The following is a 15,108-nucleotide window of genomic DNA, read 5'->3' as shown; positions in this document are numbered from 1 at the left end:
CGCGGGATGGAGCAGCCCGGTAGCTCGTCAGGCTCATAACCTGAAGGTCGTAGGTTCAAATCCTACTCCCGCAACCAGTACTGTCGAACTAGCCGCCTCAGGGCGGCTTTTGTCGTTTTGAGACACTCCCAACGACAAAAGACCAGCTAACTCGCCTACAAGCTCAATGGCCAAACCTCCCGTATTATTGGGCGTGAGGCGAATGCTCTCTAGCAAAGAGCGGGTAATGGCTGTGGCCTCCGCTTTAGTGGCTGGATCGTTCAATGCCTCTGTCAGGTTGGCGACTTTGGTGCGGTATACGTCAGACAGGTTCGGATGCAACATGATGGGGGCAAGGGGCGCGGTTGTAGAAAGCTCGCTCTCAAGGTCGCGTTTGCGCGTATCTAGGCTGTCCATCTTTACCTTCATGCTTTCGTGAAACATCCCCTCGGCAATGGCGTCGACGATGCGGTTGATCTGATGCTTGATCTGCGCCAGTTCTCGTTCGGTCTTTGCCCGATCGACAGTGCTTTGGGCCGTCAGGCGGTAGTGTTCTTCCTGATAGGCTTTGACGAACTCGGCGATCAGATCGGGATGCAGAAGCTGGTCTTTGAGACCGCTCAGGACGCGAACTTCCAAGTCCGTGCGTTTGATCGTGAGGCGGTTGGTGCAGGTGCCTTTGTTGCGGCTCGCTGAACAGCCATAGTAGTGCTTTCCAACCTGAATGACGCCGCCGCCACATTCCCCGCAGGTCAACATGCCGGAAAACAGGTGTTTGGCGCGTTTGGTGCGACCGAGCTTGCGCACCCCGTCACTGATCGCCGCATTGCGCGTGGCTTCCTGACGGGCTTTGACCGAGGACCATAGGTCTTCGGGGACGATCCGTAGGTGCGGCACTTCCTCAATGACCCAGTCTTCCTGCGCATTTAGGCGCGCCTGACGTTTGCCGGTGTTGGGATCTTTGATGAACCGCTGGCGGTTCCATACGAGTCTGCCGATGTAGAGTTCATTATTGAGGACACCCGTGCCGCGCTTGTGATTGCCGTAGATAGTTGAGGCGCCCCAGCCAACGGTACGTGGACCGGCGACACCATCTTTGTTCAAAGTGGCCGCGATAGCGCGGGGGCTGATGCCGTTGGCGTAGTCTTTGAAGATGGCCCGGACGATCTCGGCTTGCACATAGTTGATGGTGCGCTCGCCAGTTGTCATCTCGTCATCGGCTCGAAGCGTACGCACCACGTCGTAGCCATAAGTGACGCCGCCAGCGGACTTGCCCTTGCGGACACGCCCCTCAAGGCCTCTGTGTGTCTTCTGGGCCAGGTCCTTGAGGAACAGGCTGCTCATGGTGCCTTTGAGGCCAATGTGTAGTTCAGAAATCTCCCCTTCGGCTACGGTAACTATCGGAATGCCCTGAAACCGCATTTGCTTGAAAAAGGCGGCGATATGTTCCTGGTCCCGGCTGATCCGGTCGAGGCCCTCGGCAACAACGACATCGAAGGTGTTACGGCGTGCATCTTCCAGAAGCCGTTGATATGCGGGTCGCAGATGGGAGGTCCCGCTTAGACCACGGTCAGAATAGGTCTCTGCTTCGCGCCAACCGTTACCCTCAATCAGACGCAAGCACAGACGATGCTGATCCTCGATTGAGGCGTCATTTTGCATGTCAGTAGAGTAGCGGGCGTAGACTGCTGCGCGCATGGGGTGGGCCTCCGAATGGTCTTGGCCCGCCCCATTATAAGCACGAAAATCGACTTGTCTTCAACTTTCGATTGCAACAAGTTGCAACGGTATATTGATTGTTATCAATGACTTGAATTGATGCCGTTTTGAAGTTTTGTGCGTCACCAGCTGTCAGGGGAAGCCACGAGATTTGCGGATGTTCTCCACGATGGATTGCAACCCGTTGCAACTGGAGATGCCGGTGGCGCGGTTGTAGTGTTTCTCCGCCATGTCCAAGGTCGCATGACCGAGGATGTCACGGATGATACCCACATGCTCCGGATCGAACTCCGCAATCGATGTTGCCGCAATGTGGCGGAAGGCGTGGGGGCGAAGGGCAATACCCAGGTGGCGCATTGTCACTTTCGGCAACTCACGGGAAAAACCGTCATTCGTGATGGGATTACCGTACTGGTTGATCCAAAGCGCATCGCTTGCCTTTCTCCGAAGCAGTTCCGGACGATGGCATTCCAGATAGCGGTCCATTGATACGGCCAAGTCTCGCGGTGGCAGAAAACTGCGAGCTTTCTTGTCTTTCATGTCTTCTGGTTGAAAGCGCAGATCATATCCCTCTGCAATTGGCAGGAGGTGCTGCCCGATCCGCATTCCCAATAGAGACCGGCGGCGTAGGGGGCGGGCAATCAAGAAGCCAATCATCAATGCTTGGCGGAATTGAATGGCCTGTTTGTGCGGCGATAGTCGATCATCACTGTCTATCTGGTCCAGTCGCGTGAGGCTCCATTGGAAAATCTCTGTTGCGGAAATCGCATGAGGTGCGGGAAGACTGGAATTGTTAGCCTTGTTGCCAATGCGTTTGGCAGCAGTCTGCAACCACGACCAGTCAGTATGCGACGCCATTGCCTCTGCAATGACCAGCAGGTCCATAATGAGCCCCGCTGTTGATCTGGACTTCAGGCGAGCCTCGCACTCAACGAGGTAGGCGCGAACACGCGGTTCGGTGATGCGCTCAGTGGGGGCGGCTGTCAAAGCAGCGGGATCAATGCGCACCAGATAAGACAACCACTGTCCGTAACCCTGTTTACGCTTGCGGCTGCTGCCCTCGGACCACTGCTGGAAAGGACCGGCATCCTCAAAGGGATCACCCGATGCGAAGAGGGCATCCCAGGCGGATTTGTCCGCCAAGGGCCAATCGTCAAACTTCAGGACGAGGGGAATACGATCAGTCATGTCCGCCTCCCCACTTGGACAACACAGCGTCGTCGTAGCGGTCATGCGCCCACTGGTTCGACAACTCTGCATAGAAATCCATCGTTGTCTGCAGCTTCTTATGCTTCAACAGTCGGCGCACAGTCTCATAGTCACCTGGATGGGCGTCTAGGTATAGCTTGGCTGTGAGGTGGCGAAACAGGTGGGCATGCACAGTCAGTCCAGTCTTGCTGTAAATCAGCGTTTTGAGGCTTTCACTGAGATTGCCCGGAGTGCGTGGCGTCCCGTTGCGGGCCTTCGGAAACAATGCGGTTCCCTGCGCCGCTGAAATCAGCGGGCGGTAGGTCTTGATGTATCTGTGCAGCAGACTTGAATTGGCAGGATTCAACTGCACCTCGACAGGCTCGTTGTTCTTCACCTCGCACCCTTCGATCCGCAAGGTGTAGATTGTGTGGGTTCCGTTACGGCGCGGGATCAGGTGCCGGTCAAGATCGAGACTGGCGAGGTTCTTAATCCGCATTGGGCAGGACAAAAGGATCGCGACTACAGCGGCGTGCATTGCCAGCAGGGCCGAGCGGTACGATGTAGGGTTTGCCTTGGCGCGGTCCATCAATTGAACTGGCAGGTGCATCAGTTGCGCGATGTTCTCCCAATCATTGAATTGCAAGAGCCGTTCACGGTTCTTCTCGCTCATACCGGATGGGCCGGGAGCGGCCATCTTCTTGATGTTGCGAATAGCCTCCAGTTCTGACGGGGCGGCGTTCAGATAATGGCAGGCGATGGCGGTGAGCGTCGCCGCAATATTGTGTATTCCGACAGGGATCGAATTGCTGCCACGCCGCTTCATAATTGCCCTGAAAGACAGCTTCATCAATTCAGACGTGACGACATTCTTCAGCGTTGTGAATGTTGCGGGGTCTTCTTCTGCCAACACCAGCCCATCCAGATATTGACGCAGGTGCGCTTGGGTATTGCGCAGAGATGTCGGTCGCAGTGGTTCTACCGGCCCATCATTGTCAAACGGATCGACATGGGCCAGGCGTTCGATATAAGCCGTAATCTCCCTTTGGAGGCTTTCTGGATAGGTCGACAGAGCTCGGCAACGATATTGCCCGCCGATCTCATAGGTGAGGACTGCAAGCGGCAGTTTGTTGCGCTTGATGATCCCATTCCATGTCTGCGCCATCTCTTTGCACAGCTTAGCAGGGTCTTTGGTCAGCAATCGGGCATCCAGATAAGATTGAAACGCCGTCATGACGTCGTTCGAAACCGCATCGGGTTCAATGCAACGGTTGCAGCAATATGTGGCGAGACGAGACAGGGACCAGGCTTGATGCTTGGCTTCGGCTTGGTCGAGGAATGTGGACCAGCCAGCCGTGCGATCTGCCTTCGGCTCGTCGCTTGGGATAGCACCGGTGATTTGCAAAGCCGATGCGAGGTCGGCTTTGACGTTCGCCAGAGATTTGGCAGTAATCCCAGCTTGGGCGGGGTGGAGTTTTGCCAGCAGTTTACGCAGTGCACTGGTGTTGGCGGGAAAGTCGCTTGGCGCTCTGTGCAGGTATGTGGCGATGCGGCTGATCGAGGAAATCAGGTCACGGCGTTTATTGGTGGGCAGAGACCTTTGTGTTTCTAGGGTTGCAAGGACATCAGCGAGGGTTTTGGTGTTGGATTGGTCGAAAGGCATATCATTCTCCTTTGCCTTCAAGTTTTTGGGACATTGAGGGACAAGGATGGACGTGGCGGACCACGGGCGGACATTCGGGAAACCACGGCAGTGAATTTGAACCCGAAGTTTGCGTACCCGTAGTCCCGAGAGCCTGAAAAACTGTCCCAATTGAGGACATTAGAGGACATGCGCCAATCCGCCCTTGCCATGAGTGGCTGCTAGGCCTTTCGCGTCGGCTCGGGCAATGCGCCAGTCACGCCCAAGGCGGGTCGCTGGTAGCGTACCTGCCTTGATCCAACGCCGGACGGTCTTCGGGCAGACGCGGAACAGGTCAGCGACTTCCTTGACGCTCAGGTAAATTGCGTTCGAAGGGAAAGGAAGGTCCGTCATTGTGCCAGCTCCCCGGATTGCGTGTTGCAACGGGTTGCAAAATCCGAACGTGCTGCTTGGCGTGCCAAAAGGCGCACAAGTTCAAGAAGTTGTTTGCGAGCGGCGAAGGTGGAAGTAACGCCTTTGGGAGCATTCGATGCACCTGTCATCGGACTGGTTCCTTTTACAGCACCACCCGTGACAATGATCGTATCAGGTCTAAGTCAGGAGTATTCTCCAGACGGCAAACCACCGGCCTCAAAAGAGACCACGATCATTGCCATCGAGTGCTGCTTAGGCGCGAAATGCCCAAGAACTGCTCCCTGTGGCCCAGCATTCAAGCTGGAGGGTTAATAGTGATGTTCACCTATGACTTCATACTCGAGAATTGCAAGCGTTCGGGAAAACTCACGGATTGAAAGTTGACCGCCATTTATTTGGGGGAGGTCTCACATCCTTTGATGAAATCAAGCTCAGGGATGTTCTAAAATCGGTTGCGAAGAAGCAGGAGTTTGAAGGACTGGATGCCTCGCGTGGAGGGCCGTTAGTCCCAGCCTTCCTTTATGGCCCCCTGCAAGGTCACCGTGATCGGGTTTAGGGAGACGCCGTCCTTGACCGTGAACATGAAGATTTTTGAGAACCCGTTGCGTGACCCTAATCCACGGCTCTCTTGGATGAAGTAACCCTCACTGATTTTGGCCCGAACTGCCAAAACCATATCGTGTTGGTTCAGCCTCAGAGCCCGAACCGCGTCATCTCTGAGTTTCGAGCGCCCAAAGCGACCATCGAAGCTTGTCGGACGTTTGTAGTGGTAACTGATCTGCCGGAGGTACTGAGTTGTCTTTCGACGAAGGTGTGAAGGAAAGTGACCTGTAATGAACATATAGGCTGCCCGGTCTCGCAGGAGTTCTTCAACATATGGCGTGCTGAGTATGTCCTCTGCGTGTTCGCCGTACAATTCGGTTCGGTTTACAAGCGGTGGTCTTTTTTGCACTGCAACTTGCACTTAACGTCTCCTTTGCATGACCAATTAGATCTGGAGTGAACGTGAGAAATACCTCATCACCCCCAATTTGGGGTTAATCCCATAACAGGGGTAGCTGCTAGTGTCCAGAAGCATAGAGGCATGAGCAGTGGCAGGCGCTGTCAGAACACAAGCATATCAAAATTTGTTGAAAGAACTGGTTCGTTTCCGGCAGGAGGCAGGGCTGTCTCAGGCTATACTGGCACAGAAGCTGGAAAAACCACCTTCATATGTTGGAAAATACGAACTCGGGGAACGCCGCCTTGATGTCGTGGAGTTGGTCTTCATTTTGCAACAGTTAGAGGTTGATCCTAGTAATGTCGTTGAGACAATAGCCAAAGAGATATCAAAAAATTTGAATTGAAATCAGTGGCATTTGTGGCAACTATTTGGTGGTTATGGTCAATCGCTGCGGTCTGCACCAAAGGCTTCTTTGCCAAGTAGCCTCCTTTGCAAAGTTGCTGCCTCTGATTTCTCGAAACGTCAGAACAGGCCCACCGCTGCCGTGCGGGTCAAACCCGTTTAACGGCAGAAATCAGACAAAACGCAATGTTCCCTAAAGGTATTGAAAGGCCGTATGGGATTGATTCCAAAATTAAAACCTCCTGTTTCCTGAAAAGAAACACCAAATAAGGGCGTGACATATTTGACAGCATCTAATATCCAGCTACGGAAGATCAATAACCCCATTGGGACAACTACCTGTGTTTCAAAGCCGAAATTTTCTTTTTCTACTATTCTTGATGTTAGCCTTTGTGAGCGCCTCTAGATTATATGCAGCTTCTGCTAAATCATGCGACGGTGGGGCTTTTCCGGAAGTATTTATTCATTCCGACAGTACTCAAATTCGCCCGTTGCGAAGCAATCAATCTCGTGACGTGAGAGTTGTTCAAGTGGCAGAGTTTTGTATTTCAGAAAGCGAAATCTCTGTTGGAAGTTATGCCGAATGTATTGCCGATAGTGTTTGTCCACCGCTCAGAGGAGAGCAGGAAAACTCGTATATTCCGGTGCATTCAATCACATACAAAGAGGCGAACTTATTCGTAACTTGGCTAGAATCGAAATATGAACTACCGTACCGACTTCCTTCCGAAGCCGAGTGGCAGGTTGCAGCGCTCGCTGGCATAGACGATGCATTCCCTTGGCGCACAGTTGGACGACTTCCGAATGTAAATATTTTTTCTGATCAGTTAGATGAAGTAGGACGGAACAGCAAAAATGAGTTCGGAGTTCGGGATACTGTCGGAAATTTGGCCGAGATGGTTTCAGATTGTTTCCAATCGAAACTCTCAACTATTCCTTCTGATGGGACTGCATTCCAGGAGGAGGACTGCGCGTACCGTATAGTTAAAGGCGGATATTACTCAGCACCTGATTTCTTATTGAATCCGTACTTTCGCGCGAGAATACCAAATGATTTTGGATCACCACAAATAGGAATTCGGATCGTAAGATCTGTAAAGGGAAGATAGTATGACCGAAGTCAATTTATCTGAGGCAAGAGCCCTCAGAGAATATTATGATCAAAATATTGATGAAATTAGAAGTTCACTTGTCGAACGGGGGGTCAACATCGATCCCGAAGTATCCCGTACGATTGGAGTTTATGCAGGCCTCACTGGCGGTGCCGTAGTTTTGGGTGGTGAAACACAACTTGCATATGCTTACGATCAAATAACAGGTATTAGTTATGTTATTTCGTACTCCGGTTTGACTGCCGGGGTTGGATCTCCGTTGCCTGGTGCGGCCCAATTTGGCGGCTTCACATTTACTGGGCCCGCCACAGGTTTGCTTGGTTTTGCGGGAGGGGTTCAAGGAGCGGCGGGACCGTCAGCAGGAGTTTCATGGAATGCGGATGGGGATATACTTGTTCAGTATGGAGTTGAGACGGATCTTGCCGTTGAAGTAACGTTTGGATTCGGCGCTCAAATTCTTCCCGTGCCGCCGGGTATGGTGAATTATTCCTATCTAATAGATGATGTATGGCACCTAGTTACGTTACCTGAGAACTATTTGACTAGCTTGACGCCAACGGTGAATTACTTCTCTGATCCAACTCTCACCGAGTGCTTTCTTTCCGGCACCTCAGTTCAGATGTGGCCTCTTGTTTCGTCACTCAAACCATGCGCGGACGGCACATACGACGAACAGCGTGTTCTTTCGGATGTTTGGGAGAAGCCGATTGAGGAAGTTTCGGCAGGTGATATCGTTTTGTCCTACGACAACGATGGCAATCTTAGGCCCGGTCATGTGGAGCACACCTTCCGCAATGAGGCGACCCATATTCTTGATTTCTGGGGGGTCGGCGTAACACCAGGCCATGCCTACTACTGCGCCGATGGCAAATTCAAAGGCCAGCACGTCCCGCTCATGGACATTCTGCGCACCGATAGTGCGATTATGCATGACTGCGGCACAATGATCCGCGCGGCAACCAATTGTGAAGTTGGCTCGCTCGAAGACCAATTCGTGCTTTCGGTTGTGGGCGAAAAACAACCCAATGGTCGCGTGAAAGTGTCAGAAGCGCGCAAAGTTCGGCTAGGAACACGTGTCATACTGCAAGACGGGCAGGATACATCCGTGTTGGAATTGATAAAGGTGAGCGGAGGGACCGTAACCGAAGATGGACTTGTGCGATCACCTGATGGTCGCAAAATGCCGTTCCGCTGGGAGCTAACTGCTCATTTGCCTGCTCCGGAAGACTATATTTTGCAGCGCTCTAGTGTCACGCTTGCAGAGATCTACGCAGCCGATGAATGGGAAGGTATTGGCACGAAACTGCCAGCGCCGCTTACTGCAGTGGATGCAACTGTTTCGGATCCAGGGCTAACGCCGAGACTTGTGCCGAACATTCCGTCTGCGTTTGCAGATCGCCCGGATGCTCCGGTGATAGGTCCTGTTGAATTCGCCAAACCGCTGGACTGAATTTAGGGTAATGAACATATGAACAGCTGTTTTGGCTTGCGTGACGGCAAGCGCACCGGGCGAACATCTCTGCGCAATCGCTTTCGCTTTGAGGTGCTGGATCAATCCTTCACCGATATTCAGGGGCTTGTGAGTTTGGCGCGCTGTGCCCATGAGGAAAGCCGATTTTCCCATATCCCTTTTGCGCCGCAAAAGGTCGAAGCCATTATCCTGCGCAGTATGGAGGACACCAAGCGGCGCGGCATTTTGCTGTGTAGGGATGCCACCCAACTCGTAGGGGCACTGTACTGCTCTATCGGCGAATACCACATCGGCGCGGAGGCGTTACTTACAACAATTCACAACCTGAATGTTCGTCCCAAGGTTCGCCACAAACTGAATGGTGGTTATGTGGCGCTGGGGCTTTTGCGCGGCGCTGAAACCTGGTCGCAAGCGCGAAAATCTTCGGAAATCTTGTTCCACGTCACTTCGGGCGTGGAATTGCAAAGAACTCATTCGTTTATCAAAAAGCGCGGCTACCGCTTTGTTGGGGGAAGTTATGCAAAATCAATTTGACGTTAAAAAATATTCGACCTCACTTGTCAGCTCAGATCCCTTGACATTCAACGCCCAGGAACTGGCTTATATCGGCAATGAACTAGAGGTATTTGAACTTGAAACTCAAGCATCTACAGTGCAAGCCTATGCTTCGGAGCCTCCGCAGCACCTAATCGCAGCTGGATTAACAGGGCGGGAAATAGCAGCCCCAAAGTCAGGGTGGAAAACCTATAATTTTGAGGTGGCGAAACATCATACCTATGTCGCTGATGGGATAAGGGTTCATAACGACTCGTTCCGTACACCAAATGGCGGATATATTTCTGCTGATGGTGACACGTTCATCACTCCTGATCGTGGGATCGTGACGCTTTCCGGCGAGTCAGAGTTTGTGTTCGATGAATTTGGAAATGTCGTTCAAACTGATCAAGGGTTGACCCGAGTATATGATCCTGCGACCGGTACTTATTCTTGGTCAGTTCCCTACATTGATGGAGTTGCGACGTTGAGGTCCAGCTATGTACCTGAACCTCTACCTCCGCGCGACGCGGATAGAGACGGCACGCCGGATTGGCGCGATGAGGATTACACCAATCAAGGACATTGGGGTGGCGACAGAGATGGCGATGGAGTTCCAAACTGGCGCGATCACAATGATGGAGTGGGATGGAGAGACCAGAATCCTACTGGAGAAGGCGATACTGAGGGGAGCGGAAAACCAATCATTCTCGACATGGATGGGGACGGCATAGAAATTGAAGCTAACCGCTCCGTTTCTTTCGACATGGATGCAGATGGTTTTCAGGAACAAACCTCTTGGGTCCACCCAGATGACGCTTTTCTGGTGATAGATCTTAATGCTGATGGCACTCGCGGCGAGGGCGATGGGCAAATTAACATGACCCAAGAGCTTGCGTTTACAGAATGGGCCCCCACCCCTGGAATGACCGATCTGCAGGCTCTTGCAATGTTTGATAGCTTAGCTGAGTTGGGGGGGAATGGGGATGGTGTCCTGTCATCGGAAGATACCGTTTGGAACGAACTCCGTGTTTGGCAGGATGCAAACTCAAACGGTGTCGCAGATGCAGGTGAACTTCGGACGCTGGCAGAGTTGGGCTTTAGCCAAATCAACCTCACTTACGATGATAACACTGCTTACGATGACACCACAAACGATGTATCCGTCTCCGGCAACACGTTGTTGGGGGTCGCTTCTTTTATTCGCGACGGCGACGTCGTTGAAGGTGGCGTAGGAGATGTCGCCCTAGGCTACAGCTCACAAGGTTGGCGTCGTGTAGACACCGCCACAGGTTACTCCATCGAATTTGAAAGTGGTGGAGCACTGAACTACGCGGTTCTGGATGGGGCTGGTTCTGCTAATTTGAATCTGGTTAGCGACTGGCTGGACGGAGCCGAGGGAGATTCACGTAACAATATCTTAGATGCTACCAGTCACACTCGCTCCGTCCAGATCAGCGGAGGCAACGGCGTTGATATCATCACTGGTGGCCATATGGATGATATGCTGTCGGGTGATGGCGGCGAAGACCAGCTAAGAGGCGGTGCTGGTAACGATCTGATATTCTTCGACGACCTTGACAGTATTGTTGAGGGAGGTTCTGGTCGCGACACAGCCATCTATGCCGGAACATTGGGCGTTAGCTTCGATCTACAGGCCAATGGATTTGAAGCTGTCGTCGGAGGTGAGGGGAACGATACCTTCACTGCCGGGTATGCAGGGGTTTCTGTTGCGCTACATGGTAGGGATGGCAACGATCTTCTGAACGCGAGTTATGTTGGCGATGTGCTGTCAGGTGATGGAGGCAATGACACCATAAACGCCCGAGCCGGAGACGATATGGTTTATGGCGGTACCGGCCATGATGTTCTACGTGGTGAAGTTGGTGATGATGTGCTGTTTGGCGGCAACGGCAATGACAACCTGAACGGCGGTAGCGGTGATGATATGCTGTTTGGTGGCGCCGGAAACGATGTGTTCTGGGGAAGCAGCGGCGATGATTTGCTGAACGGTGATGAGGGGGATGACTCCCTTGCTGGCGGCAGTGGTGATGACAATATTACCGGCGGAGCTGGCGTTGATACCCTGATTGGCAACGAAGGTGACGACAGCCTGTATGGTGGCGATGGGAATGACCGGTTCTATGATGGCGCTGGGGATGACCTGGCCGTTGGTGGCGCAGGCGCTGATGATTTCTATGACGGCGCAGGTGACGATGTGTTCCAGGGCGGAGAGGGCAATGATGTTTTCCGTCTGTACAACTATTCTGGCAACAATGTGGTGCAGGGGGGCACCGGCGCTGACAGGCTGATCCTGAACGGACATGCCGATATGTGGAACTGGGAGTATGTCGAGACACCTTATCAGGTACTGACAGGGACTATAATTGTTTCCCGGAACGAAGAAGATTATGAAGAAGACGTTTTTACCACCTATTACAATGGGACTGGTCAATACCTTTTCTGGTCCGGAAACACCTACATCCAAGTACAGGATGTGGAGCAGGTTCAGTTTACAGGTGGCACAAACCAGACCTATTGGTCACATCTGGATGGCCAAACAAGCGAAGAGTTCAGCCTGTCCTATGTGGCGTCTTATGACGACTTAATTAACGCCATCGGTGTCGACGCAAATGCGGCGAGCGTGCATTGGCAGAATTATGGAGCCTCCGGTGGGGGCTCGCGGTCTGTAAGCTTTAACGCGTTGCAGTATCTGGCGGCAAACCCAGATGTTTTTTCGGTCTACGGGTTCGATTTGCGCGTCGCCGCTGAGCATTACATCAATCATGGACGGAATGAAGGGCGAAACACTGGAGACTTTGACGCCGAGCAATACCTGAGAAACTACGGTGATCTGCGTGATGCTTTTGGAACTGACCTGTCAGCTGCCACGCGGCACTATATCCAGAATGGCCGTGGCGCAGGCCGAACTGACAGTGTTCTCTCTGGGGCAATGACCCAGGTGGAGTGGGATAGCTGGCTGGACAGCTTGGCTGGATCGGCTTCGGTTGTCGATCTTGCTAATACATCGTCGACTGCGGACAATAGTGAGACATTTTACTGGGCCCGTCATATCCAGGAGACTGATCCCAATGCTGTTATCTATGGGTACGCGGGAACTGCCGACAGTTTAAACGGCGGCTCGGGGAATGACACCATACAGTCAGACAACACGGGCGCCGGTTATTACATCAACACTCCTCATACGACGGTTGGTAGCAACGACACCGTAGACGGTGGCGATGGATCTGATGTTATCAGCACTGGTCTGGGAGACGATACGGCTTCGGGTGGTGCAGGCAGTGACGTTGTCGCTGGTCAAGCTGGGAATGATGCGCTGGAAGGTGGTGCAGGTTCGGATCTCTTGAATGGCGGTGATGGTAACGACACCCTGACTGGTAATGACGGAGCTGACGTATTGATCGGCGGCGAAGGCAATGACCAGCTCATTGGTGGCGCCGGATCCGATACGATGCGGGGTGGCAATGGCGATGACCTGCTGAATGGGCGGACTGGGTCTGACTATCTATATGGTGATGTAGGCAACGACACGCTAAACGGTGAAGATGGTGCTGACCGTCTGTCAGGTGGAGAAGGCAACGACACGCTGAATGGAGGCAACGGGAGTGATGTTCTCGTTGGTGACGAAGGTGATGACGTTCTTGGCGGCAACAATGGTGATGACAGGTTGGCCGGTGACGCTGGAAATGACTATCTCGCTGGCGGTTCTGGTAGCGACTACCTTCTTGGTGGAGCCGGGAATGATAGCCTCGAAGGTGGTCTGGGTCATGATGCCCTGTACGGTGATGATGGAAATGACACCTTAGCTGGGAATGATGATAATGACATCTTGTACGGCGGAGTAGGGGCAGACCGCCTATTTGGCGGCGGTGAAAACGATGCTCTCAACGGTGGGGCTGGTGCTGATCACCTAGATGGTGGTGACGGTATCGATACCGCCAGTTTTGCTGATGCAACCTCGGGTGTGTACTTGCGGTTAAACAATGTCGATGCTGCAAGCTATTATGGTGAGGCTGCAGGCGATGTTTTCGTAAGTGTCGAGAATGCCTATGGCTCAAATTTCAATGATAGAATCTATGGGACCAGTGGTCATAACGTCCTTTGGGGCGCAGATGGTTACGATACGTTGGTAGGCGAAGGCGGCAATGATGATCTGTTTGGCGGGGCAGGAAATGACTCGCTTTATGGCGGCTCCGGAATCGACCGTATGGACGGAGGAGAAGGAAACGATATCCTGCTTGGCGGTACCGGTGCGGACCAATTGATTGGTGGCGAAGGCACAGACCGGGCGCAGTATCACCAGGCCAGTTCAGCTGTTTTGGCGGATCTTCAGTCTTCCCATCTCAACACTGGAGAAGCTGCAGGAGATACTTATGATAGTGTTGAAAACCTGCACGGATCTGCGCACAACGATGACCTGCGCGGTGATGGCCAGAACAACACCCTTTGGGGCTGGAACGGAAATGACCATCTCCACGGTCGTTATGGTGATGATCATCTTCTTGGCGGTGCGGGCAACGATATTCTCTGGGGGGGTAGCGGTGCAGATATCTTGAATGGTGGCGATGGAATAGATCGCGCCCAATACTACTCTACTGACCCTGGGCTACGCGCTGATTTGCAAGACCAATCGACAAACACAGGCACTGCAGCCGGAGATACCTATATCAGCATTGAAAATCTGTATGGTGGAGGCGGCAATGACACTTTGCTGGGCGACGCAAACAACAACACCATCTGGGGTGGCGCTGGCAATGACCACCTGTACGGTCGCGATGGAAACGACCGATTGGTAGGAGGCGAGGGAAACGATATCCTCTTTGGCGGTACCGGTGCGGACCAATTGGTTGGTGGCAATGGCACAGACCGGGCTCAGTATCACCAGGCCAGTTCAGCTGTTTTGGCGGATCTTCAGTCCTCCCATCTCAATACCGGAGAAGCCGCTGGAGATACCTATGAGAGTATCGAAAACCTGCATGGATCTGCGCACAATGACGACCTGCGTGGTGATGGTCAGAACAACACCATTTGGGGGGGCGCTGGCAATGACCAGGTACATGGCCGCGCAGGGAACGATCTTCTTGTTGGCAACGCTGGCGAAGATCATTTCCACTTTGCACAAGGTTATGATCAAGATCGCATTCATGATTTCGAGGACAATGTTGATACACTTGTATTCAGCAACTTGGGAGTGGCAACAGCTCAGGACGCACTGAATTTTGCGACGCAAAGTGGTAGTAACGTTGTGTTTGATTTCGGTGGCGGAGAAACACTAACAGTTCTGAATACGGACCTCTCCATGCTGACTGACGATATCGTAATTTTGTAGGGCATGGCATCCCGCAACACTTATCAAGCCCCGGCTCAATTGCCGGGGCTTTTGTGGATCTTACGAACCTTCTAAATTCCTCTACTGGTTCTATGTTGGCTTTTTCAGAGGTTCTCATTCTCCGGCTTTCATCAAATCACAGATGATGGGGTGCTCTAAAGCCCGATGTGGCTCTGAAGGCTGCAGGAACCTGGGCTTTAGCCTGTCTGTATTAGTTAGCTTTTATATTTTCGTTCTAAAAAGCACCGCAGTTCTGTTCGGCAACGGCGGTTGCAGGCTCCCGCAACCAATAACATCATGTAAGATCAACACGCTACCAGCCTCCCTCGGGAGGCCGCTTGCATTGGTGGTTCG

The 15,108-nt window shown here is 52.7% G+C and carries 11 protein-coding genes, 1 tRNA gene and 1 pseudogene; 7 read left to right on the top strand and 6 right to left on the bottom strand.

The genetic code is table 11. The features are described 5' to 3' along the window. A tRNA-Met gene (locus tag AC2T28_RS24675) sits at positions 1 to 77 on the top strand. On the opposite strand, the gene AC2T28_RS24670 is transcribed toward AC2T28_RS24675, so the two are convergent. Then, the gene (locus tag AC2T28_RS24670) at positions 34 to 738 is read right to left on the bottom strand and encodes a recombinase zinc ribbon domain-containing protein (protein WP_486751259.1); all 705 of its coding nucleotides are present in this window, start codon (positions 736 to 738) and stop codon (positions 34 to 36) included. The genes AC2T28_RS24675 and AC2T28_RS24670 overlap by 44 nt on opposite strands. On the opposite strand from AC2T28_RS24670, the gene AC2T28_RS24665 reads away from it, so the two are divergent. After that, entirely contained in the window at positions 688 to 846 is a 159-nt protein-coding gene (locus tag AC2T28_RS24665) for a hypothetical protein (protein ID WP_486751258.1), read from the top strand. The two genes, AC2T28_RS24670 and AC2T28_RS24665, sit on opposite strands and share 51 nt — an antisense overlap. Before the next feature lie 33 nt (positions 847 to 879). On the opposite strand, the pseudogene AC2T28_RS24660 reads toward AC2T28_RS24665, so the two are convergent. The 5 genes and pseudogenes from AC2T28_RS24660 to AC2T28_RS24640 all read right to left on the bottom strand — a co-directional run. After that, positions 880 to 1,677, bottom strand: a pseudogene (locus tag AC2T28_RS24660) (recombinase family protein); the annotation flags it as partial. A gap of 153 nt (positions 1,678 to 1,830) precedes the next feature. Beyond that, on the bottom strand, positions 1,831 to 2,886 hold the full coding sequence (locus AC2T28_RS24655) for a tyrosine-type recombinase/integrase (RefSeq protein ID WP_486751257.1): 1,056 nt from the start codon (positions 2,884 to 2,886) through the stop codon (positions 1,831 to 1,833). Beyond that, a complete protein-coding gene (locus AC2T28_RS24650; RefSeq protein WP_486751256.1) occupies positions 2,879 to 4,549 on the bottom strand; it encodes a tyrosine-type recombinase/integrase in 1,671 nt (556 codons plus the stop codon). The genes AC2T28_RS24655 and AC2T28_RS24650 overlap by 8 nt, the downstream gene beginning before the upstream one ends. A gap of 159 nt (positions 4,550 to 4,708) precedes the next feature. Next, positions 4,709 to 4,921 carry a helix-turn-helix domain-containing protein gene (locus AC2T28_RS24645; RefSeq protein WP_486751255.1) on the bottom strand — a complete coding sequence of 71 codons (213 nt, stop codon included), beginning with the start codon at positions 4,919 to 4,921 and terminating at the stop codon, positions 4,709 to 4,711. A 523-nt stretch (positions 4,922 to 5,444) separates the two neighbouring features. Beyond that, entirely contained in the window at positions 5,445 to 5,906 is a 462-nt protein-coding gene (locus AC2T28_RS24640; protein ID WP_486751254.1) for a hypothetical protein, read from the bottom strand. 166 nt (positions 5,907 to 6,072) lie between these two features. On the opposite strand from AC2T28_RS24640, the gene AC2T28_RS24635 reads away from it, so the two are divergent. The 5 genes from AC2T28_RS24635 to AC2T28_RS24615 all read left to right on the top strand — a co-directional run bounded on the left by AC2T28_RS24635 (position 6,073) and on the right by AC2T28_RS24615 (position 14,754). Further along, the gene (locus AC2T28_RS24635; RefSeq protein WP_486751253.1) at positions 6,073 to 6,288 is read left to right on the top strand and encodes a helix-turn-helix domain-containing protein; all 216 of its coding nucleotides are present in this window, start codon (positions 6,073 to 6,075) and stop codon (positions 6,286 to 6,288) included. A 379-nt stretch (positions 6,289 to 6,667) separates the two neighbouring features. Then, positions 6,668 to 7,396: a formylglycine-generating enzyme family protein gene (locus AC2T28_RS24630; protein WP_486751252.1), complete on the top strand. Its 729-nt coding sequence runs from the start codon at positions 6,668 to 6,670 to the stop codon at positions 7,394 to 7,396. 1 nt (position 7,397) lies between these two features. After that, entirely contained in the window at positions 7,398 to 8,849 is a 1,452-nt protein-coding gene (locus tag AC2T28_RS24625) for a hypothetical protein (protein ID WP_486751251.1), read from the top strand. Between the two features lie 18 nt (positions 8,850 to 8,867). After that, complete coding sequence (locus AC2T28_RS24620) at positions 8,868 to 9,404, top strand: hypothetical protein (protein ID WP_486751250.1); 537 nt, start codon at positions 8,868 to 8,870, stop codon at positions 9,402 to 9,404. Beyond that, a complete protein-coding gene (locus AC2T28_RS24615) occupies positions 9,388 to 14,754 on the top strand; it encodes a hypothetical protein (protein WP_486751249.1) in 5,367 nt (1,788 codons plus the stop codon). Before AC2T28_RS24620 ends, AC2T28_RS24615 begins: the two co-directional genes overlap by 17 nt. The last annotated feature ends 354 nt before the right edge of the window (positions 14,755 to 15,108 follow it).

This window comes from Parasedimentitalea nitratireducens (assembly GCF_057444295.1).
This window is presented reverse-complemented; position numbering and strand designations above follow the sequence as displayed.